This window comes from Streptomyces sp. NBC_01716 (assembly GCF_036248275.1).
Classification (GTDB): domain Bacteria; phylum Actinomycetota; class Actinomycetes; order Streptomycetales; family Streptomycetaceae; genus Streptomyces.
Genome location: NZ_CP109181.1, coordinates 4,671,159 through 4,693,056 on the forward strand (window position 1 = coordinate 4,671,159; position 21,898 = coordinate 4,693,056).

The window sequence follows — 21,898 nt, forward strand, 5'->3', positions numbered from 1 at the left end:
CGGCCGGCTCGCCTCCCGGCCGGCGCATCCGGTCCTGGAGTTGCTGCCCGGTCTGATCATCGTGGCGGGGATCATCCTGGACCAGGCGACCCCGACCGCCTTCACCGCCTCTCCGTTCTTCTCGGCGGCGCCGTTGGTCGCCGCCCCCTTCTTCTCGTTCATGCGCACTCTCTTGATCGGCCTTCTGTCCGTCGGCGCCGTCGTCGGACTGCGTTACTTCGGCAGCTCCTCAAGCGGGGCCGACACGATCACCGAATCGCTGACCGTCTTCACCGTCTCCGTCCTCGCGCTGGCCATCAACGGTGTCGTACGCCGCAGCGGTGAACGCCTGGCCTCGGCGCGGGTGATCGCCGAGGCCGCCCAGCGCGCCGTCCTGCCGACACCCGAGGCCCGGATCGGCGGGCTGCACGTCGCCGCGCGCTACGAGGCCGCCGAGGAGGGCGCGTACATCGGCGGCGACCTGTTCGCCGTCCAGGACACGGAGTACGGGGTACGGGTGGTGGTCGGCGACGTACGCGGCAAGGGCATGGGCGCGGTCGAGACCGTGGCCGTCATCATCGGCGCCTTCCGGGAGGCCGCCGAGCAGGAGACGACGCTCGAAGGGGTCGCGCGGCGGCTGGAGCGTGCGCTGGCGCGCGAAGGCACGCGGCGCAGCGGGATCGATCTGTTCGAGGGCTTCACCACCGCCGTACTGGCGGAGGTCCCGCATTCCGAGGGCATAGTGCGCGTACTGAACCGCGGGCACCCTGAGCCGCTGCTGCTCGGCCCCGACGGCGCGCTGACCGTGCTGGCCCCCACCGATCCGGCGCTGCCGCTCGGGATGGGCGAGCTGGGGACGTGGCCGGACCGCGCGGAGGAGGTCCCGTACCGGCCAGGGGCGACGCTGCTCCTCTACACGGACGGGCTCTCCGAGGCGCGCAACGCTGAGGGCGTCTTCTACGACCCGGGCGGACAGCTCGCGGGGCGGATCTTTCCCGGTCCCGACGATCTGCTGGAGGCGATCGTCGGGGACGTATGGCTGCACACCGGCGGCGGCAGTACGGACGACATGGCGCTGCTGGCCATCAGCCGGCCCACCCCGCGGCAGCCGGAGCGGCGCCGGACGATGCCGGTCGTGCCGTGATGTCATCTCCCCCGCCACGCTGCGTAGTTGAGACACACCACTCCGCATAACATTTGACGCACCGTCAGTTCGAGTGTGTGATCGCACACGGTCCGAATGCCGATCAACTCGCCCGATTGCGCCTGCTTGTGTCCCGGTTGATCCCCGCCGTGCTCGCTAACGATCACCGGGAACAGCTTGGAATAAGCCCCCGTCGTCTATTAACGTTCGATAACGCAGCGCGGTTGTCCCAGCCGTCGAAAGAGACGGCACCGTGCGCACGCGCCGAATTCCGCAAGGAAACCGGGGAACCACCAATTGGGGTGAATCGGGCGCCTCTTGCTGCCTCGTGCGGCGAGAAACGCTCGTAGGAGACCTTCCTGCTCCGAACCCGTCAGCTAACCCGGTAGGCGAGAAGGAAGGAAAGGAGAGCGCCCCAGTGGCGTCCAACAGGCCTGCTCCCGAAGCCTCCGTCCCGGCCCATTTCGGCCCCGGGAGCCGGCTCGCCGGCACCGATCTCGCCGACGGCGAGGCCAACAGGGACTGGGAGGAATGGAATCCCACCGCGGAGTCCGTCCGTCCCGTACGCGGCAAGCACCGTGTCGCCAAGCAGCGCAACGCGCTGGCCCGCAGCTCCACGGTCCTCGGAGTGGGTGTCATCGCCGCTGTCGGCGCCGGAGGCATCGCCTCCGCGCAGGACAAGCCGCCGGTTTCGATATCACTTCCCGACGCGCTCTCGGACAATCTCCCCGACGCCAAGTCCCTTCCCGGTGTCGGGTCTTTCATGTCCGACGGCGACAAGAAGACCGACGAGACGCCCTCCCCGCTGACCACGGCGGGCCTCACCGTCGCGGACGCCCAGCAGGGCACCACCGACTCCGGCGAGGCACTGCGCGCCCGCATCCTCCAGCAGGCGGAGCAGCAGCAGGCCGAGGCCGACGCCGCCCAGAAGGCGAGCGCCGAGAAGGCCGCCGCGGAGAAGGCGGCGGCAGAGGCCGAGAAGCAGCAGACCGACGCGGAGAAGAAGGCCGCCGAGGCGAAGCGCAAGGCGAAGGAAGAGGCCGAACGCAAGGCCGAGCAGGAGCGCCTGGAGAAGCTGGCCGCCAGCTTCTCGCTCCCCACCTCCTCCTACACGCTCACCTCCACCTTCGGCCAGGCCGGCTCCATGTGGTCCTCCGGCCAGCACACCGGCCTGGACTTCGCAGCCCCCACGGGCACGCCCACCAAGGCCGTCCACGGCGGGACCGTCAAGTCGGCCGGCTGGTCCGGCTCGTACGGCTACCGCGTGGTGCTGGAGCTCGAAGACGGTACGGAGATCTGGTACGCCCACCTGTCCTCGATGACCGTCGGCGCGGGCCAGAAGGTCACCACCGGCGAGACCATCGGACGCGTGGGAGCCACCGGCAACGTCACCGGCCCCCACCTGCACCTGGAGGTGCACACCCCGGGCGGCAGCGGCATCGACCCGATGAGCTGGCTGCGCGGCAAGGGACTCACGCCCTGATCCGGCCTGATCCAAACGACAGACCCTAGTTCCTGTACGGGTTGTAGCCGCCGTAGTCGATGTACGGCGGCGGAGACCACACCCGCCCCGTCGCCCGCGCCGCGTACGTCAGCGCGGGCGACGCCGTTTCCCGGCGCTGCCACATGTGGTGCAGCAACTCCTGCTCGCGCTCGACGAAGTCGGGCCCAGCCGTGCCGCGCCCGGCCCGGTGGCGCAGGAACGCCAGAGCGGTCGCGAACGCCTGGTACTCGCCGACCGTACGGGCCGCCTTCGGCCCGTACGCGCGCCCCGCCACATCGCGCGCCATCGAGCGCGCCCGCATCGAGGACAGGGCGAGCGGCTCGGTCTCGGCGAGCCAGCCCGCCGCCGCGTAGGCGGGCAACTCGGCCGAAACCATGCGCAGTTCGCGCTGCCGCGTCCAGATCGCCAGCCAGGTGAGCAGGGCGAAGGCGGGGACCATGAAGGCCGCGTACACCGCGTAGAAGCCGTACGGGCCGAACAGCGACGACGAGCCGTTCCACAGCGCGTGCGTGCCCATGGCGAGCACGAGGCCGACGATCGGCATCAGCCAGCGGCGGACGCGCCGGCGGCTGGTGGCGAGGGCGGCGATGCCGAAGCCGATGCCCGTCAGGACCGTGAAGAGCGGGTGCGCGAACGGCGACATCACCACGCGTACGAAGAAGGTCGCCGCGGTCATGGCGGGCAGCCCCGAGTTGCCGATCTGCTGGTCCTCGCCGTACGCGCTGCCGAGATACAGGATGTTCTCGGTGAAGGCGAAGCCGGTCGCGGTGAAGCCCGCGACGACGACTCCGTCGACCAGTCCGGTGAATGACTGCCGCTGGAAGAGGAAGATCAGCAGGATCGCGGCGGCTTTCGCGCTCTCCTCGACGATCGGCGCGATCACCGTGGCCCCCAGGGACTCCGCGCCGGCGGGGTCGGCGGTGGCGGTGGCTATCCACTGGGTCGCGAAGGAGTTGGCCGTGATCGCCACGAGGGCGGCGGCGCAGGCGCCCCAGGCGAAGGAGAACAGCAGATTCCGCCATGGGCCCGGCTCCACGCGGTCCAGCCAGCGGAAGGCCGCCATCAGCAGCGGCACGGGCAGGACCGCCAGCCCGAGGCCGACCAGGAAGCCCTGGGTGCCGGTCTGTTCCCGGACGAGCGACATGAGCAGCAGGCCGCAGAGCGCGAGCAGGATGATCACGGCGCCCGCGCGCACGGCCGGGTGCCGCCAGAACGCGCGGTACGGCCGGTAGCGCCAGCGGGAGCGCTCAGGAACGGCGGCCCACATGTCGCCGAGCTGCTGCTGCCGCTCGGCGGCTGGGATCGCCGGCTCGGGGACCGGTGGGTCGTAGGGGGGTGGTCGGGGCGGTTCGGACACCTACTGACCCTAACGAGAGCCACTGACAGCGCGCGACGCCGTCCGGCCGGTTCCTGCCGTCAGCCGGCGAGCGCGCCGCCCGCCCTCTCTTCGTCCGCCGCCGCGTCGCCCGCAGCCCCGTCGCCCGCGACCCTGCGGAAGACCAGGTCCCGTACGGCATGGCCCTTTTCGAGTCCCTGGCCCTCGAACCGCGTGAGCGGCCGAGAGTCGGGCCGTGGCGCGTATCCGCCGTCCGGGGCGGTGTTCTCGAACGCCGGGTGCGCGCTCAGCACGTCGAGCATCTGCTCGGCGTACGGCTCCCAGTCCGTCGCGCAGTGCAGTACGGCACCGGGCTTCAGCACGGGCGCCGCCAGCGAGAGGAACTCGGGCTGGATCAGCCGCCGTTTGTGGTGGCGCGTCTTGGGCCACGGATCGGGGAAGTAGACGCGTATCCCGTCCAGCGACCTGGGCGCCAGCATCTCCCGCAGCAGGATGATCGCGTCGCCGTTGGCCACCCGGATGTTGGACAGCCCGCTGCGCTCGGCCAGCCGCAGCAGGTTGCCCTGCCCAGGGGTGTGGACGTCGGCGGCGAGGATTCCGGTGCCGGGATCGTCGGCCGCCATCCGCGCGGTCGCCTCGCCCATGCCGAAGCCGATCTCCAGGACGACCGGGAGTCCGCCGAACAGGGCGTCGAGGTCGAGGACCCGCTGTCCGTCGATGTCCAGGCCCCAGGACGGCCACAGCCGCCGCAGGACCTCCGCCTGGCCGGTGGTGACCCGGCTGCGGCGCGGCTGGAAGCTGCGGATACGGCGCTCGAAGTGCGATCCTGCGGGGTCGGCGGCCGGTCCCGAGCCCCCGGGGAACATCCGGGACCAGGGGTGGGTGTCGTCGGCGCGTGCGCCGTCGCGGTCGCTGTTCACGTTCATCTGGGTCTCGGACACGTTTTCTCAGCCACGTCGGAATGGGGCAGGACCCCCAATTCTACGGACCCGCGTCCTTCAGCATCGTCAGCGTCCGCCTCGCCACCTCACGGCCGATCGGGAGCGCGGCCGTCGCCGCCGGTGACGGGGCGTTGAGCACGTGCACCGCGCGCGGTGCCTCCTGGATCAGGAAGTCGTCGGCCAGCGTGCCGTCCCGCAGCACCGCCTGGGCGCGCACCCCGGCCGCCGCCGGGCGCAGATCCGCGTCCGTCACCTCGGGCAGCAGCCTCCGTACGGCGGTGGCGAAGGCGCGCTTGGAGAGCGAGCGGCGCAGCTCGCCCGCGCCGTAACGCCAGTGTCTGCGCGCCATCCGCCAGGAGCCGGGCCAGCCGAGCGTGCCCGCCAGCTCACGGGGGCGCACGGCCGACCAGGAGTAGCCCTCCCTGGCCAGCGCGGGCACCGCGTTCGGGCCCACATGGACACCGCCGTCGATGCCGCGCGTCAGATGCACCCCCAGGAACGGAAAGGCCGGATCCGGCACCGGATAGACCAGGCCCCGGACAAGACCGGGCCGGGCCAGTTCGTAGTACTCGCCGCGGAACGGGACGATCCGCATGCCCGGGTCGTCACCCGTCAGCCGCGCCACCCGGTCGCACTGGAGCCCCGCGCAGTTGACGAGGGCGCGGGCCCTGACCACCTCTCCGGAGGACGTACGGACGGCGACACCCCACGCCCGCCGGTCGACGACGGTGACCTCCGTGCCGTACCGCACGGACGCGCCGGACGCCTCCGCCGAGTCGGCGAGCCGCGCCGCGACGGCGACGAAGTCGCACACCCCCGTCGTACCGACGTGGATCGCGGCCAGGCCGCGCACCTCCGGCTCGTACTCCATGATCTGCACCGGGCCCAGCTCCCGCACCGGAATGCCGTTCTCCCGGCCGCGCTGGACCAGGGCGTGCAGCCGGGGCAGCTCGTCGCGGCCGGTGGCGACGATGAGCTTGCCGGTGACCTCGTGCGCGATGCCGTACTCCGCGCAGAACTTGACCATCTCGGCGGCGCCCCTGATCGCGTACCGCGCCTTGAGGGAGCCGGGGCGGTAGTACACGCCGCTGTGGATGACTCCGCTGTTGTGCCCCGTCTGGTGCCGCGCGGGACCGGGCTCCTTCTCCAGGACCGTCACTCGGGTGCCGGGCGCCGCCCGGGTGAGGGCGTAGGCCGTCGACAGACCGACGATGCCGCCACCGATCACCAGCACGTCGCAGTCGTAACCGTGGCTGTGGCCGTAACCGTGGCCGCCGACGCGGCCCGAGCCGTCGTTCTTCACCCGCGCAACCTCCCACCCGATAGTGCACTGGCCCACTGACAATGCCCTTAAACCATCGGGGTACCACGCGTGTCTTACATCGTTCACCAAGCATTTGGGCAGTGGTCCGGCACAAGATCGCGAACTCCCGGTCTCCTTGAGGGAACCGCCCCTTCCGGAACCGCCCCCTGCCGGAGCCCCCGCCCTCCGCTACGCCGGCGCCACCAGCAGCGGGCGCGCCCGCTCCCGCAGCTCCGCGACCCTCGGCTCGTCGCCGTACGGCTCAAGGCGGTGCAGCAGGTCCCGTACGTACTCCGTGGTGCGCGCCGAGGAGATCCGCCCCGCCACCTCCACGGCCCGGGTCCCCGCCGCGCACGCCGCGTCCAGATTGCCCGACTCCAGCTCCGCGACCGCGCTCACCACCAGACGCAGCCCGTGCGACCGCGCGAACTCCTCCGTCGGCCGGGACAGCGCCTGCTCCGTGAAGCGCCGCATCTGCCGCGGCGCCTTCAGATCGCGATAGCACTCGGCGGCGTCGGCGGCGAAGCGGTCGTACGAGTAGAAGCCCAGCCAGCTGGGATCCGCGTCGCCCGGCCGCGAGCGCTCCAGCCAGCCCTCCGCAGCCTTCAGCGCGGCCCCGGCCGCCGCGGCGTCGCTCGCCTTCGCGTGCGCGCGTGCCTCCACCAGCCGGAAGAAACTCATCGTGCGGGCTGTCGCGAGGCCCCTGTTGCGCTCCAGCGCCGCCTGGGCGAGGTCGACGCCCTCGTCGGCGAAGCCGCGGTAGGTCGCCTGGAGGGACATGGAGGCCAGGACATAGCCCCCGAGCGGCACGTCGGCCGCCGCGCGGGCGAGCCGCAGCGCCTGGATGTAGTAGCGCTGCGCGGCCTCCTGCTGTCCGGTGTCGAAGGCCATCCACCCGGCCAGGCGGGTCAGTTCGGCGGTCGCGCCGAAGAGGCCGCGGCCGACCTCGTCGCTGTACGCGGCGAGCAGCAGCGGCGCCGCGTCGACCCGCAGGCACTCGGGCACCATCGACGAACGCCAGTCCCCGCCGCCGTACTTGGAGTCCCAGCGCCGCGCGTCGGCCGCCGCCTCACGGAGTTTGGCGACATCGCTGTGCCCCACGCGCAGTGGCGAGACCTCGCCACCCGCGTCGGCTCCTGAGGTCCCGGGGGCGCCCGGCGGGCCCGACGCTCCCGCAGGGCCGGTTGAAGCGTGCGCCGGTCCGGTCAACCCCGGGCCGGTGTGCGCCGCGTGCGCTCTCCGTGCCGCCTCGGCCATCGCCGCGTCCCGCGCGACCGAGGAGTCTGCGGGCGATATCAGCCACCGTGAAGCGGGCGTGGCGTACGCGCTGACCGCGAAGGAACCGGCCAGCGACTGCCAGATGCCCCCGCTGCCGGCCCGCCGGCCCGCCAGGTCCAGCCGGTACAGATCCGTCGCCGACCGCACCGCCTCACCCACGTCGCGCGGGAAGGCGAGACCCACCTCTGGCGCCGGATCGGCGTCGGCCAGGCCGATTTCGTGCAGCGGTACGGGACGGCCCAGCTTGGCGCCGATGGCCGCGGCGATCAGATGGGGCGCCGCACCCTGCGGAACCATCCCCTTCGACACCCATCGCGCCACTGAGGTTTTGTCGTATCGAAGTGTCAGACCGCGCTGCGACCCGAGGTCGTTCACCCGCCGGGCGAGACCGGCGTTGCTGATTCCCGCGAGGGCGAGAACCGTGCCGAGCTTCTCGTTCGGCCCGCGTAGCTCCCTGGACATGCGCCACCCCTCGACACACAGACGGCCGCCCCGCCGGCCCCTCTTGTGAGGGACCCCGTGGCATTCGTAAACCCAGCGTAGTTCGCCGCATCCCTACCGTTAAGGGGCGGAGGTCCGGATGGCGGGATTGTTGTCCGTACGCGAGTACGCGCGAAACCCGCTCCGGGGGACACGTGCTCCGGGTGTGTGGCCGTGCGCCCGGCCGTGCGCTCTTGGCCAAAAGAGACCGGGAGCGCTTCCATGAGTGCTGCGTGGGTCGGCCCACTGCGTACTGGAACCAGTGGGCTGGGGGACACCGCCGCCTCATTTCCCCGCGGGTGGCGGATCGGTCCGGGAGGCGAAGGCGCCTCCCGGACTGTACGTTTGCCGACGTCCCGTCGGCCGATCGGGCTCGGAGAATGGCTGAATGCTGTCTGTCCGACCTGACCCCCTCGACGCGCCATTTGTCCTTTGCCAGGGGCGCATTCGTGTTTCGCGCTCCCGCCCCGGGGCCCCTCCTGTGTGCCGTTGTCGTGGCAGCATGTTCACGAACGACCGATGACAACGAGTACGACCCTTGATCCACAGGCTGTGGAGGCGGCGATGCGCTGGTTGGTGGGGTGGAGCAGTATCGCCGCGAGCTTCGGCACGGCCGGCACCGCGGGCTCCGTCGGTGACCGGTCCGACGGCCGTACGGTTCATCCCGTCGGCTCCCAACTCCTGTGGGGCGACCCGGATCCGCTGTGGGCCGTCGGCGACTGGCGCGACGACGAGGTCCGCGTCGTCAGCGTCGACCCCTTCACCCGGCTCGCCGTCTTCGGCTGCTGCGGAGCCACCGACGAACAGCTGAAGATCGGTCTGTTCGCGGCCCGCGGCGGCGCCCTGCGCCATCTCACCGCCTGGCCCGGGAGTTACACGGCCGTCGCCCAGATCGGCCGCCGGATCACCGTCGCGGGCGACCTGGCGGGCGCGAGACCCGTCTTCCACACGCCGTGGGCGAGCGGCACCGCGTACGCCACCGCCGCCCTGCCGCTCGCCGACCTCATCGAGGCGCAGCTGGACATCGGGCATCTGGCCGCGCTGCTCGCCTGCCCCGAGACCCCCGAGGCGCTGCGCGACTCCACGCCGTACGCGGGCGTCAAACGCGTCCCGCCCGGCCACGCCCTCGTCCTGCGCGAGGGATCCCGCGAGATCACCGGGTACGAACAGGTCGCCTCCCTCGCCGTCGCCGCGCCCCAGACCGACCCCGAACGGGCCGTCGAGGGAGTCAGGGACGCCCTCGTCGAAGCGGTACGCGCCAGACTCCTGGCGCCGCGCCACGCCCCCGAGACGGTGCCGCCGGACCCCGGGCCCGTGCCGGGCATGGGCCCCGCCGACCGGCGCGCCGCCCGTGGCGGGCCCGTCCCCGGCATCGGCGCCGACCTGTCGGGCGGCAGCGCGTCCGGCACGCTCGCCCTGCTCGCCGCCGGGCTGCCGGGCGCACCCGGCACCGTCCTCGGCCATGGCACCGGCGCCGGCGAACGGCTCCTCGCCGTCACCTTCAACGACCTGGTCACCGGCGGACGCGAGGCCGAGCTGGAACGGGCCCGCGCCATGGCCTCCAACCCCCGGCTGCACCACGTGGTTGTCGCGGCGGGCGAAGAGGCCCTGCCGTACGCGGACTTGGAAGGCCCGCTGACCGACGAGCCCGGCCCGTCCCTCGTCACCGCCGAACGCCACCGCCGCCGGCTCGCCGCGGGCAGCGCCGACCACTTCACCGGGGCCGGGGCCCGCGAGGTGCTGGACGCCCACCCCGCGCGCCTGGCCGACCTGCTCATCGACCGGCGCCGCCGCGATCTGCTGCGGCCGACCACCGCGCTCGCCAAGGCCCAAGGGTCCGCGGCGGGCTCGCTGTTCGTGCCGCTGACCGTCTACCGCGCGGCCCGCCGCCTCGCCCGTACGCCGTACCGCACCGGCCTCGAAGAGGCCGCCGCCCAGCTCCCCGGCGTGCACCGCGACCGCAACGCCCCTGCCGCGCAAGGGCCGTTGGGCGCCTCCCTCGCCGCGCTCACCTGGTCGCGGCCCGGCCCGGCGGCGCGCTGGCTGACGGGCGAGGCTCTGGCTGAAGTATCGGTTCGTCTGACGGGGGCGGCGATCCGCCCGACCTCCGTCCAGCGGCCCGGGGAGGCCCGCGCACGGGCCGCGCTGGCCCGGCAGGCCGCCGATCACCGGATCTTCGAGCAGGCCGCCGAGATCCGCAGCCAGCGGCTGCACGCGCCGTTCTTCGACAACCAGGTCGTACGGGCCTGCCGGGAGCTCCCCGAATCGCTGCGGGTCCAGCCCGGCGCCCGCTCCGACGTGCTGCGCGCCGTCCTCGCGGGGGCGGGCATCCACGACCTGCCGCCGGGGTGGGGCGCCACGACGCACGCGACGTCGGTGGCCGCGACCCGCACCGGGCTGCGGGCGGCCGTCAACGACCTGATGGCGCTGTTCGACGCGCCGCTGCTGGCCGACGCGGGCCTGATCGAGGCGCGCGTGGTGCGCAAGGCGCTGCGGAAGGCGGCCGAGGGCGAGCCGATCCCGCTGGACGGCATCGCGGACCTGGTCTCCACGGAACTGTGGCTCAGGCGGCTGCTCTCGCGCCGCGGCACCTGCTGGACGGGCGAGGCGGCGCCGCGCCAACGCGCCGTGGCGGGCGGCGTGATGCCCCGCCGTCCGACGCTGCATCCGTAGGAGGACGCCGGGTCCGGCCGGCCCGGGTCCGAGGGCCTCGGTCCGGGGCCCCGGTCGTAGGACTTCGGCCGGGGTCTCCCTCTCAGCCGCAGCTGATCCTGGACTGTGCCCAGTCCGCGACCGCCACCGCCTCCAACGGCGTGTGCGGCTCGACCACCAGACGGATCGTCTTCTGGCCGCCGATCCCCACGCTCACCGGGACCGCCGCCTCGCCGCCGCGCACCACCGGGGAGCGCCAGAGCCGGCCGCCGTCGCCGTACACGGAGAAGCGCACCGCGCCCAGCCCCAGCGTCATGTCGTCGACACCGACCAGCGCCTGGTAGGTGGCGCACCGGCGGTTGAGGTCGATCGTCACCGAACCGGCGGCGTGCATGGAGGCCCCGTGCCCGTACCGCGTGCCGCCGATCGACATCCCGGGACGCTGCCAGAGCCAACTGCTCTGCCCGATCCGCACCTCGGGCCCGGACCCGTCACCCAGGACGTCGAACTTGAGCTGATTCACCTGATAGACCTCCGGCGCGGGCGGCGGCGGTGGTGGCGACGGAGCGGGCGGCTTCGGACTGGCGGGTGTCGGCGCCGGCGGCGGGGGCTTCGGAGGTGTCGGCTTCGCTTTCGTCGGCGTGGGACTGGGCTTCGGTTCGGGCGTCGGTGTCGGTGCCGGTGCCGGCTTCTTGGCCGGGGGAGCGGGCGGCGGCGGCGCGGGCGCGGCCGGCGGCTTCGACTCCGGTGGCGGCGTGGGCTCTTCCGGGACGACGGGCTGTACGACGGGCGGCTTCGCCTCCGGCTTGTCCGGGACCTCGTCCCCGGACAGGGCCCACACCAGCCCGGCCGCCGCCGCGAGGGCGACCACGGCGGCGATCCCTGCCTTCAACGGCGCGCCCAGCCCTTCGGCCGCCGCACCTCCCGCCGCGGCCGAGCCCCCTGCGGAGCCCGACGCACCACCGGCCGCCGCTGCCGCGCCCGCTCCCGCGGCACCCACCGCCCCGCCGGCCACGACCCCGGCGGCCTTGAGCGAATACCCGGCCGCGAACCACCCGATGACCGCGATCGGAAGGACCGCCGGAATCCCGGCGTTGACATGGGCCAACTCGCCCGCCACGAGGCGGCACTTCGCGCACTCCTCCAAGTGCTTGCGCAGCCCGCGCTCGGCCCGGATCCGCAGACCGCCCCGCGCGTACGCACCCAGCCGGTCCGCGTACCGCGCGCAGTCGCCGGCCGAGGCGACCGACGTGTTCACATGCGCCTGGAGATACGCCTGCTTGAGGCCCTCACGCGCCCGACTGGCCAGCACTGCGGTGGCGTTGGCCGTCAGACCGAACAGCGGCGCGATCGTGCTCGGCGACTCCTCCTCGACGGTGGTGTGCCAGAGCACCGCCTGCCACCGCTCGGGCAGACTCCGGAACGCCTGCATGGCGAGCGACCGCTCGGCCTCGTGCATCGCCCGTACGTCGGCGCCCAGGTCGAGCGTCTCGTCGTCCGACACCTCGGCCGAGCGGGCGGACTCCGCCGCGAACACCGCGAAGTCCTCGACCAGTTGCTCGCGCTTCGCGGTCTTCGTCCACGCGGCGGCGACGCGCCGCACGGTCGTGAGCAGATACGCGCGCACCGCCTGCTCCGGCCCGGCGCCCCCGCGCACCGCCTGGAGGGTGCGCGCGAACACCTCGGCCGTCAGGTCGTCGGCGGTGTGGCCGTCCCGGCAGCAGGTCCGCGCGTAGCGCAGTACGGCCGCCGAGTGCCGCCGGTACAGCTCCTCGTACGCGCCGTCGTCACCGGCCCGCATGCGCTGGATCAACTCGGCGTCCGAGGGCGGCAGATCGGTGGCCGGTCCCTCGGTGAGCGGGTCGGCCTCGGCCGTCCTGGCGGAGCCCTCGCGCTGCGGCGGCACACTCGGCTCCGCCTCACCCGGGGGCGGCCCGGGAAGAACAGGACCGGCGGCTCCCGAGGAACCTCGCGGCCCGCCCTGGTACGGCACCTGCTCGGACGGCAGCCCGCCAGTCCCCGCACCGCCGGCGCCGCCACCCAGTGGCAAGCCGTCCTGTCCGTCACCGCTCATCGCGGAAGCCCCCGTAGCATCCTGCAGACCAAGACCCCAAACACCCGGCCAGCGTGCCACAGCGCCCGGCACCGCCAAACCCCTGTTGACAGTGACCACGCTTACGTGATTGGGCACCGGAACAGGGCATCGGCCCGCGACCGTACGCGAAGGAGCCGATCGGGTGCGGTGAACACGCCGTTCACCAGGATGTTCCGCACCGGACGCGGAGGACACGCCTTGGGCGCGAGGCTCAAAGCGCCCAGTTCACAGGAGGGGTGGCACGGTCGCCGGACGAACTGCTGTCCGACGACCGCCTCGCAGCCTCAAGTTGACGCACCAGCCAACCGGGCCGGCCTCCGCCGGGCTGCCCCTCGGCTCAGGCCGCCCGGGACCGAAGGCCTTCGAGCAGGATGTCCAGCAGCCGTGCCGAAGCCGCCGCCTGCTGCGCCGCGTCCGGCAGCGCGGGCGCCGCCGTGGCTATCACCAGCAGGACATCGGCCACCGTCACGCCGGGCCGGAGCTCGCCGGCCGCCCGCGCGCGCTCGACCAACTGCCCCACGACATCGAGCAGTTCGACCGTGCCCGAAGCCGGATCCACCAGGTCGTCGCCCAGGGAACCCGCCGGGTCGGCCGTTTCCGCCGACCCCGCCGGCACCGAAGGGTGCTGCCCGGCATGCTCGCCGGGACCGACCACCCGCAGATCCGGGTGCCCGGACTGCCGCTGGTGCGGCACCCGAGTATCGTCGCCCGACTCCGGGACGACCGTCGACTCGTCGACGTCCACCCCGACCCTCAGCACCTGTGGCGGCAGCAGCCTGCCCGCGCCGGATGCCACCGACGTCCGCAGGAAGCGGGCGAGCGCGGACCACGGCTCGTCCTCCTGCCCCAGAGCCGCACGCGCCTGCTCCGTCAGCCGGGAGGTCTCCTCCTCGGCTATCCGCCGGACCAGCACGTCCTTGCTGGGAAACCGCCGGTAGACCGTGCCGACCCCGACCCGGGCCCGGCGTGCCACGTCCTCCATCGGCGCCCCGTAACCGAGTTCGCCGAACACCTCACGAGCCGCCCGCAGGACATGCTCAAGGTTGCGCTGTGCGTCGACACGCAGCGGTGCGGCGCGGCCGATCCCGCTCGCCCCCGCGCTCGCGCGTCCATTGCCGTCCACGGACACGACGGCCTGCCAATGAGAATCCTGAATGTGCATAAGCGTTCCCCCGGTAATGACGTCTCCCCCCGGAGACCTCCCCGCCTTGACAGCCGGGACCGTCCGACCAAGTCACGGTCGACTCCCCCGACGAGATACGAACATAGTTGAGCCCCGGGGAATTCAGAAGGGGGTGGTTCCGCACGGAGCGCCCCCCGATCGGAGCAAGGACCGGAAGATGCCTGATTCGGCCCTCTCCCACCACCGGGTCCGTACCGTCTGACCTGCGAACCTTCCCCGCCGCAGGGCGATTTGCGCACATGGGGCCGTCGGAGGGCTCCGGTCACACAATTTGCCGGGGCTGTGGACAAACCAAGGAGCCCGTTGCCTCATGGGGTGGTGAAGGCAGAGATCTCCCGGGGGACGACCCCCGCACAACCGCCCCGCGCACGTGTTCTGGTCGTCGGTGGCGGCTACGTCGGGATGTACACCGCGCTCCGGCTCCAGCGGAAGCTCAGGCGCGGCGAGGCGGAGGTCGTGGTCGTGTCGCCCAACGCGTACATGACCTACCAGCCGTTCCTGCCCGAGGCCGCCGCCGGCTCGATCTCACCGCGCCACGTCGTGGTGCCGCTGCGCCGGGTCCTGCCGGACTGCACGATCATCGTCGGTGAGGCGAGATCCATCGACCACACCAAGCGCGTCGCGACGCTCGTCACCGCCGCGTCGGAGGAAGAGGCCGCGAGGGGCGCGTCCGCCAACGGCCGGGACACCCAAGGCAGTCACGCCAACGGCCGGGACCTCAACAGCGGTCACACCAACGGCGCGAACGCCGACCGTCCGGCCGACGGCGGCTCCGCCGATCAGCCCCCCGGCGCCTTCGAGATGACGTACGACGAACTCGTCCTCGCCCCCGGCTCGATCTCCCGCACCCTCCCGGTCCCCGGCCTCGCCGAACACGGCATCGGCTTCAAGACCGTCGAGGAGGCCATCGCCCTGCGCAACCACGTCCTGGAGCAGATGGACATCGCCTCCTCCACCCGCGACCCGGAACTGCGCGACGCGGCCCTCACCTTCGTCTTCGTCGGCGGCGGCTACGCGGGAGTCGAAGCGCTCGCCGAACTGGCCGACATGGCGCGCTACGCCACCCGCTACTACCACAACGTCAAGGCCGACGACCTGAAGTGGATCCTCGTCGAGGCATCGGACCGCATCCTTCCCGAGGTCGGCCACGACATGGGCAAGTACGCGGTCCGCGAACTGCGCGCCCGCAACATCGACGTACGCCTCGAAACCCGCCTCGACTCCTGCGAGAACCGGGTCGCCGTCCTGTCCGACGGCGCCCGCTTCCCCACCCGCACCCTCGTCTGGACCGCCGGCGTCAAACCGCATCCGATCCTCGCCGCCAGCGATCTGCCCCTCGACAAACGCGGCCGGCTCGTCTGTACGGCCAAGCTCGCCGTCGACGGCGCCGAACACGCCTGGTCAGCCGGTGACGCCGCCGCAGTCCCCGACCTGGCGGCGGGCGAGCCCGGCGCCGAATGTGCCCCCAACGCGCAACACGCCGTCCGCCAGGCCCGGGTCCTCGCCGAGAACATCGTCGCCTCACTGAGAGGCGAGCAGCAGCACGACTACCGTCACCGGTACGCGGGTTCCGTCGCGTCACTCGGTCTCCACAAGGGCGTCGCACACGTGTATGGCCGTAAACTCAAGGGATATCCGGCCTGGCTGATGCACCGCGTGTACCACCTCAGCCGCGTACCGACCTTCAACCGCAAGGCGCGAGTACTGGCGGAATGGACCCTCGCCGGTCTCTTCAAACGAGAGATCGTCTCCCTCGGCTCTCTGGAGCACCCACGTGCCGAATTCGAACTCGCCGCCGGACGGGAACGACCCAGAGACGTCTGACGTCCGATGTCAGTGCGCTCGGCAACACTGAACGTGTGACCATAGGTGGGTTCACATCTGCACAGCGTGACTCCGCAGAGAGCGACCCGGTAGCCCGCCAAGGCGAACAGCAAACGACACCATGAGGCCTGAAAATCCGTGAATTTCACGCGTTGGAGCGCCAGGCTCCCCGGTACACAGCGCCGCATCGCCGCGCGGACGGACCCTGGAGACTCCCAGGCGAAACCACGGGGGAATTCCGTGCACTCGTCGGGTTCCGCCGGTTCCGTGCCCGCAGCCCGTGGTGAATTCGAAGAACACGGCGAGCGCCGTGAGCGCGAGGACGGCAGAGGCGGAAAAGACGGCGGCGACCGCGGACAGGCCGGAATCCCCGAGCTCGAAGAGCTGACCGTCCGTGATGTCCTCGGCGGCCTCCCCGCCCTCGTCGCGCTGGTGTACGGCCCCGACCACCGCGTCGCGTACGTCAACGACGCCTACGAGGACGCCTTCGGGCCCCGTGAGGCGGGCACGACCGCGGCCGACAGCTGCCCCGAGCTGATCGAGCTGGGCCTGATGCCCCTCATGGACCAGGTGCTGCGCAGCGGAAAGCCCCGTACGGTCAAGTCCCGCAAGGTCCAGACGGCCACGTCCGGCGCGCTCCAGGCCTCGGCCAACGGCGGCCCCACCGTGGCACGCGACGGCTCGTACACGGTCACCTGCACCCCCGTCGACACCGGCGGCTCCGGCGGCGTCCTCATCTTCGCCGCCGACGTCACCGACCACGCCGAGGCCGCCGAGCGCCTGCGCGCCAGTGAACGCAGACTCCGCGAGACCGCCGTCGCCCTCCAGCGCTCGCTCCTCCCACAAGAGTTGGAACAGCCCGACGACCTACGCGTCGCCGCCACATACCAGCCGGGCGGTACGGACGCGGCGGTCGGGGGCGACTGGTACGACGTGATCACCCTCGGCGCCGGCCGTACGGCCCTGGTCATCGGCGACGTCATGGGCCGCGGCGTCCGCGCGGCGGCCGTCATGGGCCAGCTGCGCACCGCCGTCCGCGCCTACGCCCGCCTCGACCTGCCGCCGCACGAAGTACTGCAACTGCTCGACGGACTGGCCGCCGAGATCGACCCCAGCCAGATCGCGACCTGCGTCTACGCCGTCCACGACCCCAACGAAGGCCGCCTCGTCTACGCGTCCGCAGGCCATCTGCCCATCCTCGTACGCGCGGAGGACGGCACGGTCGCGCGCGCCGCCGACCCGACAGGCCCCCCGCTCGGCACCGGTGGCTGGATCCACACCTCCGGCAGCATCGAGCTCGCGCCCGGCTCCACCGCCGTCCTCTATACGGATGGGCTCGTCGAACGCCGCAGCGAGGACATCGACGAGGGCGTGGCCTCCCTGGAACGCGCGCTCGCCGGGGCCAAGGGAGCACCCCAGGTCGTCTGCGACCGGCTGATCCGCGCGATGGGCGTCACGGCCGAGCACGACGACGACGTGGCGGTACTGGTCCTCCAGCACCCCGCCCGCACCGGCCAGGCCGCCGAGCTCTTCCACAACGCCGCGCTCGACCTGCTCGGCGGCATCGAGGCCGCCCCGCGCGCCCGCGCGTTCGCCTCGGGGGTCCTCTCCTCGTGGCGCTTCCCCGTCGAGCTCAGAGACCTCGGCGTGCTCGCCACCAGCGAACTCGTCGCCAACTCCCTCCAGCACGGCACCCCGCCCATGCGGCTCAGACTCCGCCGTACGGACCGCCGGCTGATCATCGAAGTCACCGACGGGGACGACCATCTGCCACTGCGCCGCCACGCCGAACCGGCGGACGAGGCGGGCCGCGGCATCTCGATCGTCGCGACGATCGCCTCCTCCTGGGGCTCCCGCCGCACACCGGGCGGCGGCAAGGCGGTCTGGTGCGAGTTCGCCCTGCCCCACTGACCGACCCCGCCTCCTACTGAGGAAGGGCGACGGTCTCCGGCCTGTGCACGGCCACCACGCGCGACGTGTGCGCGAGTGAAGGCCGGTCCTGTACGGGGGTGAGCCGCCGCCCCAGCCGGAGCGCCAGCACGCTGACCCCGAGCGAGAACAGTACGAACGTCACGATGTACGGGCCGTGCAGCGCGGCCCCCATCGGCCCGCCCACAGCGGGTCCGACGGCCAGCGCGAGCTGCTTCACCAGAGCGAAAGCGGCGTTGTACTGCCCGACCATCTCGTCCGGCGCCAGATCGGCCACCAGCGGTGCCACGGTCGGCGACAGCATCGACTCACCGAGCCCGAACAGCGCGTACGTGGAGATGAAGGCGGCGGTCGCCATGGTCTGGCTCCCGTGCCCCAGGCCCGCGTACCCCGCGACGATCCAGGCGACGGCCCAGATCAGCCCGACCGAGGCGATGACCCGGCTCCGCCTGCGCCGCTCGACGAGCCTGAGCACGACGAACTGCGCGACGACGATCACGGCGGTGTTGGCGGCAAGGGCGATACCGAGGGTCGACGGATCGATCCCGGCGGCCTCGGTCCCGTACGCGGCCAGCCCGGACTCGAACTGCCCGTAGCAGGCGAAGAACAGCACGAAGCCCAGCACGCACAGCTGCACCATCGCCCGGTGCCCGAGCAGCGCCCGCAGCCCACCGCCCCCGCTTCGCCCCGCCTCTTTAGAAAGCGCGGACAACGAGGAGGACGTACGGGGCAGCCGGACCGTCCCGGCAAGGGCGGCCAGCACGAGGAACATCGCGGCCTCGACACCGAACAGCAGGGTGAAGCTCTCCGGCCTGTTGACGTCCACGATCTGCCCGCCGATCAGCCCACCGACGCCGAGCCCGAGGTTCTGCAGGAAGAACTGCGTGGCGAAGGCCCGCGTACGGGCCGAAGGCTCCGAGCACCACACGATCATCGTGGCGAGCGCGGGCTGCATGACGGCGGTACCGGCGCCGAGCAGCACCGCCGAGAGCACGGCGGCCGGCACACTGGCCGCCACCCCCATGCCCACGGCACCCACGGCGGCCAGAGCCGCACCACCGACGACGACGGGCAGCGGACCGCGCCGGTCGATCACACGACCGATGAAGGGCAGGACGACGAGCGCGGCCATGGCGAAGACGGCCAGCACGGCCCCCGCCGTACTCGCACCCAGGTCCCGCACCTGGGCCACATACACATAGAGGTACGGGACGGTGAACCCGAGCCCGAACGCGCTCAGCGCGTTCCCTGCCTGGATCCGACGCATCGCGGCGCCCATCACCCTGGTCAACACTCACCTGCCTTGATCGAAGACGGAGAAGAAGGAGAAGTACGGACTACTGAGGTCTGAAGACTTCAAAGCTAAAGTTAGAGCCTTAACAATACACATCGAAGAACTTCAACGCGAACGACCTGCGTGCGATACTGCGCCGCATGTCAGACAGCCCCGAGGAGCCGAGCCTCGACGAACAGATCGCCGCCTATCAGCGAGAGTTCGACGACCTCGACCCCCAGGTGGAGAAGGTCGTCTCGGCGCTCGGCCGGCTCAACCGCCGGATGAATGTGGCGTACGGGCGACAGGTCGCCGACCTCGGCATCAGCAACACCGAGTGGGAGGTCCTCAAGACGCTGGTCCTGTCGGGAGCCCCGTACCGCCTCGGTCCGGGCGAACTGGCCAAGCGCCTCGGCCTCACCCCGGCGGCGATGACCCACCGCATCGACCGCATGGCGGGCGAGGGCCTGGTCACCCGCGACCGGGACGAGAACAACCGGGTCCGGGTGATCGTCGAGCTGACGGACGAGGGCCGCACGAAGTGGCTGGAGGCGATGCGCATGGCCTCGTACTTCGAGGAAGACCTGCTCCAGGACCTCTCGGGGGCGGAACGTGGAGTGCTGGGAGAGCTGCTGATCCGCCTGCTCCGCCGCGTGGAACACGAGCAGCCGGACGCCGGCGGGCGCCTGACCGACCTGGATTGACGCAGGGCGAACAGTCCAAGTTGACACCGCGGGGGTCGGTCCGTAAGGTTCTTCGAGTTGTCATGGAGCCGTAACGGTTCTACGACACACTCCCGCCGCCTGAATGCGGCACCCAAACTCTGCGTGACCCCCTCGACCGGGAACAATTTCGGCATGCCGAAATCCATTAACCGGGACTCGATTTGTGAGACGACGGGGAAACGGGCTAGAGTTTGAAACGTCGGAACGGCCGCAGGGCCGGAAAGACAAACCCGCTGACTGGGAATCAGGCGCCGAAAGGTTCTGATAGAGTCGGAAACGCAAGACAGCAAGACCGAAGGGAAAGCCCGGAGGGACCCGGAGACGGGACTGAAGGAAGCGTCCGTTCCTTGAGAACTCAACAGCGTGCCAAAAGTCAACGCCAGATATGTTGATACCCCGGCCTGGTCCACCTGTTTGGTGGGTTGGGTTTGGGTTCCTTTGATAGAAACACAGCGAGGACGCTGTGAACACCGGGTCTTATTCCGTCCTGGTGTTCCGCTCTCGTGGTGTCACCCGCGCTCTTCAATGGGTACGGGCATACATTCACGGAGAGTTTGATCCTGGCTCAGGACGAACGCTGGCGGCGTGCTTAACACATGCAAGTCGAACGATGAAGCCTTCGGGTGGATTAGTGGCGAACGGGTGAGTAACACGTGGGCAATCTGCCCTGCACTCTGGGACAAGCCCTGGAAACGGGGTCTAATACCGGATAATACTGTTCCCCTCATGGGGGGTGGTTGAAAGCTCCGGCGGTGCAGGATGAGCCCGCGGCCTATCAGCTTGTTGGTGGGGTAATGGCCTACCAAGGCGACGACGGGTAGCCGGCCTGAGAGGGCGACCGGCCACACTGGGACTGAGACACGGCCCAGACTCCTACGGGAGGCAGCAGTGGGGAATATTGCACAATGGGCGGAAGCCTGATGCAGCGACGCCGCGTGAGGGATGACGGCCTTCGGGTTGTAAACCTCTTTCAGCAGGGAAGAAGCGCAAGTGACGGTACCTGCAGAAGAAGCGCCGGCTAACTACGTGCCAGCAGCCGCGGTAATACGTAGGGCGCAAGCGTTGTCCGGAATTATTGGGCGTAAAGAGCTCGTAGGCGGTTTGTCACGTCGGGTGTGAAAGCCCGGGGCTTAACCCCGGGTCTGCATTCGATACGGGCAGACTAGAGTGTGGTAGGGGAGATCGGAATTCCTGGTGTAGCGGTGAAATGCGCAGATATCAGGAGGAACACCGGTGGCGAAGGCGGATCTCTGGGCCATTACTGACGCTGAGGAGCGAAAGCGTGGGGAGCGAACAGGATTAGATACCCTGGTAGTCCACGCCGTAAACGTTGGGAACTAGGTGTTGGCGACATTCCACGTCGTCGGTGCCGCAGCTAACGCATTAAGTTCCCCGCCTGGGGAGTACGGCCGCAAGGCTAAAACTCAAAGGAATTGACGGGGGCCCGCACAAGCAGCGGAGCATGTGGCTTAATTCGACGCAACGCGAAGAACCTTACCAAGGCTTGACATACACCGGAAAGCATCAGAGATGGTGCCCCCCTTGTGGTCGGTGTACAGGTGGTGCATGGCTGTCGTCAGCTCGTGTCGTGAGATGTTGGGTTAAGTCCCGCAACGAGCGCAACCCTTGTTCTGTGTTGCCAGCATGCCTTTCGGGGTGATGGGGACTCACAGGAGACCGCCGGGGTCAACTCGGAGGAAGGTGGGGACGACGTCAAGTCATCATGCCCCTTATGTCTTGGGCTGCACACGTGCTACAATGGCCGGTACAATGAGCTGCGATACCGTGAGGTGGAGCGAATCTCAAAAAGCCGGTCTCAGTTCGGATTGGGGTCTGCAACTCGACCCCATGAAGTCGGAGTTGCTAGTAATCGCAGATCAGCATTGCTGCGGTGAATACGTTCCCGGGCCTTGTACACACCGCCCGTCACGTCACGAAAGTCGGTAACACCCGAAGCCGGTGGCCCAACCCCTTGTGGGAGGGAGCTGTCGAAGGTGGGACTGGCGATTGGGACGAAGTCGTAACAAGGTAGCCGTACCGGAAGGTGCGGCTGGATCACCTCCTTTCTAAGGAGCACTTCTTACCAAGTCCGCTTGGTCAGAGGCCAGTTCATCGGCGAGTGTCCGGTGCTGGTTGCTCATGGGTGGAACGTTGACTATTCGGCTCTCTTGGCTGCTTGGTTCTCCAGTACTGCCCCTCTTGAGGGGCGTGGAACGGGAACGGGGTGGTTGGGGGTGCCGGGCGCGCTGTTG

Annotated in this window: 13 protein-coding genes, 1 rRNA gene and 1 riboswitch; of the genes, 7 read left to right on the forward strand and 7 right to left on the reverse strand. The window is 70.7% G+C overall.

All coding sequences use genetic code 11. The features are described 5' to 3' along the window. Window positions 1–34: 34 nt before the first annotated feature. A complete protein-coding gene (locus OIE74_RS20460) occupies window positions 35–1,123 on the forward strand; it encodes a PP2C family protein-serine/threonine phosphatase (RefSeq protein WP_329392362.1) in 1,089 nt (362 codons plus the stop codon). A 252-nt stretch (window positions 1,124–1,375) separates the two neighbouring features. Next, a riboswitch (cyclic di-AMP (ydaO/yuaA leader) is annotated at window positions 1,376–1,530 on the forward strand. Between the two features lie 11 nt (window positions 1,531–1,541). After that, window positions 1,542–2,606 carry a M23 family metallopeptidase gene (locus OIE74_RS20465; RefSeq protein ID WP_329385690.1) on the forward strand — a complete coding sequence of 355 codons (1,065 nt, stop codon included), beginning with the start codon at window positions 1,542–1,544 and terminating at the stop codon, window positions 2,604–2,606. Window positions 2,607–2,631: 25 nt separating this feature from the next. Here the strand turns inward: OIE74_RS20465 and OIE74_RS20470 are convergent, their stop codons facing one another. The 4 genes from OIE74_RS20470 to OIE74_RS20485 all read right to left on the reverse strand — a co-directional run bounded on the left by OIE74_RS20470 (window position 2,632) and on the right by OIE74_RS20485 (window position 7,947). Then, window positions 2,632–3,894 carry a PrsW family intramembrane metalloprotease gene (locus tag OIE74_RS20470; RefSeq protein ID WP_329392363.1) on the reverse strand — a complete coding sequence of 421 codons (1,263 nt, stop codon included), beginning with the start codon at window positions 3,892–3,894 and terminating at the stop codon, window positions 2,632–2,634. A gap of 149 nt (window positions 3,895–4,043) precedes the next feature. Further along, complete coding sequence (trmB, locus tag OIE74_RS20475) at window positions 4,044–4,829, reverse strand: tRNA (guanosine(46)-N7)-methyltransferase TrmB (RefSeq protein ID WP_329392364.1); 786 nt, start codon at window positions 4,827–4,829, stop codon at window positions 4,044–4,046. A gap of 115 nt (window positions 4,830–4,944) precedes the next feature. Then, window positions 4,945–6,207: an L-2-hydroxyglutarate oxidase gene (lhgO, locus tag OIE74_RS20480; protein ID WP_329385693.1), complete on the reverse strand. Its 1,263-nt coding sequence runs from the start codon at window positions 6,205–6,207 to the stop codon at window positions 4,945–4,947. Between the two features lie 189 nt (window positions 6,208–6,396). After that, the gene (locus OIE74_RS20485; protein WP_329385696.1) at window positions 6,397–7,947 is read right to left on the reverse strand and encodes a sporulation protein; all 1,551 of its coding nucleotides are present in this window, start codon (window positions 7,945–7,947) and stop codon (window positions 6,397–6,399) included. Between the two features lie 582 nt (window positions 7,948–8,529). Here OIE74_RS20485 and OIE74_RS20490 point away from each other — a divergent pair. Then, on the forward strand, window positions 8,530–10,638 hold the full coding sequence (locus OIE74_RS20490; protein WP_329392365.1) for an asparagine synthase-related protein: 2,109 nt from the start codon (window positions 8,530–8,532) through the stop codon (window positions 10,636–10,638). Window positions 10,639–10,720: 82 nt separating this feature from the next. Here OIE74_RS20490 and OIE74_RS20495 read toward each other — a convergent pair whose 3' ends face one another. Together OIE74_RS20495 and OIE74_RS20500 are read right to left on the reverse strand one after the other, a co-directional pair. Then, window positions 10,721–12,691, reverse strand: a complete 1,971-nt coding sequence (locus OIE74_RS20495; RefSeq protein WP_329385699.1) for a sigma-70 family RNA polymerase sigma factor — start codon at window positions 12,689–12,691, stop codon at window positions 10,721–10,723. A 358-nt stretch (window positions 12,692–13,049) separates the two neighbouring features. Next, window positions 13,050–13,874, reverse strand: coding sequence for a helix-turn-helix domain-containing protein (locus OIE74_RS20500; protein WP_329385701.1), 825 nt, complete (start codon window positions 13,872–13,874; stop codon window positions 13,050–13,052). A gap of 336 nt (window positions 13,875–14,210) precedes the next feature. Here OIE74_RS20500 and OIE74_RS20505 point away from each other — a divergent pair, with 336 nt between their 5' ends. Further along, window positions 14,211–15,719, forward strand: a complete 1,509-nt coding sequence (locus OIE74_RS20505; RefSeq protein ID WP_329385704.1) for an NAD(P)/FAD-dependent oxidoreductase — start codon at window positions 14,211–14,213, stop codon at window positions 15,717–15,719. 138 nt (window positions 15,720–15,857) lie between these two features. Beyond that, window positions 15,858–17,630, forward strand: a complete 1,773-nt coding sequence (locus OIE74_RS20510) for an ATP-binding SpoIIE family protein phosphatase (protein WP_329385707.1) — start codon at window positions 15,858–15,860, stop codon at window positions 17,628–17,630. A gap of 13 nt (window positions 17,631–17,643) precedes the next feature. Here the strand turns inward: OIE74_RS20510 and OIE74_RS20515 are convergent, their stop codons facing one another. Next, on the reverse strand, window positions 17,644–18,927 hold the full coding sequence (locus OIE74_RS20515) for an MFS transporter (protein WP_329392366.1): 1,284 nt from the start codon (window positions 18,925–18,927) through the stop codon (window positions 17,644–17,646). A gap of 155 nt (window positions 18,928–19,082) precedes the next feature. Between OIE74_RS20515 and OIE74_RS20520 the strand changes: the two genes are divergently transcribed. Both OIE74_RS20520 and OIE74_RS20525 read left to right on the forward strand, forming a co-directional pair. Continuing rightward, window positions 19,083–19,625, forward strand: coding sequence for a MarR family winged helix-turn-helix transcriptional regulator (locus OIE74_RS20520; protein WP_329385710.1), 543 nt, complete (start codon window positions 19,083–19,085; stop codon window positions 19,623–19,625). Window positions 19,626–20,188: 563 nt separating this feature from the next. After that, window positions 20,189–21,712: ribosomal RNA gene (locus tag OIE74_RS20525) — 16S ribosomal RNA — on the forward strand. Window positions 21,713–21,898 lie beyond the last annotated feature (186 nt).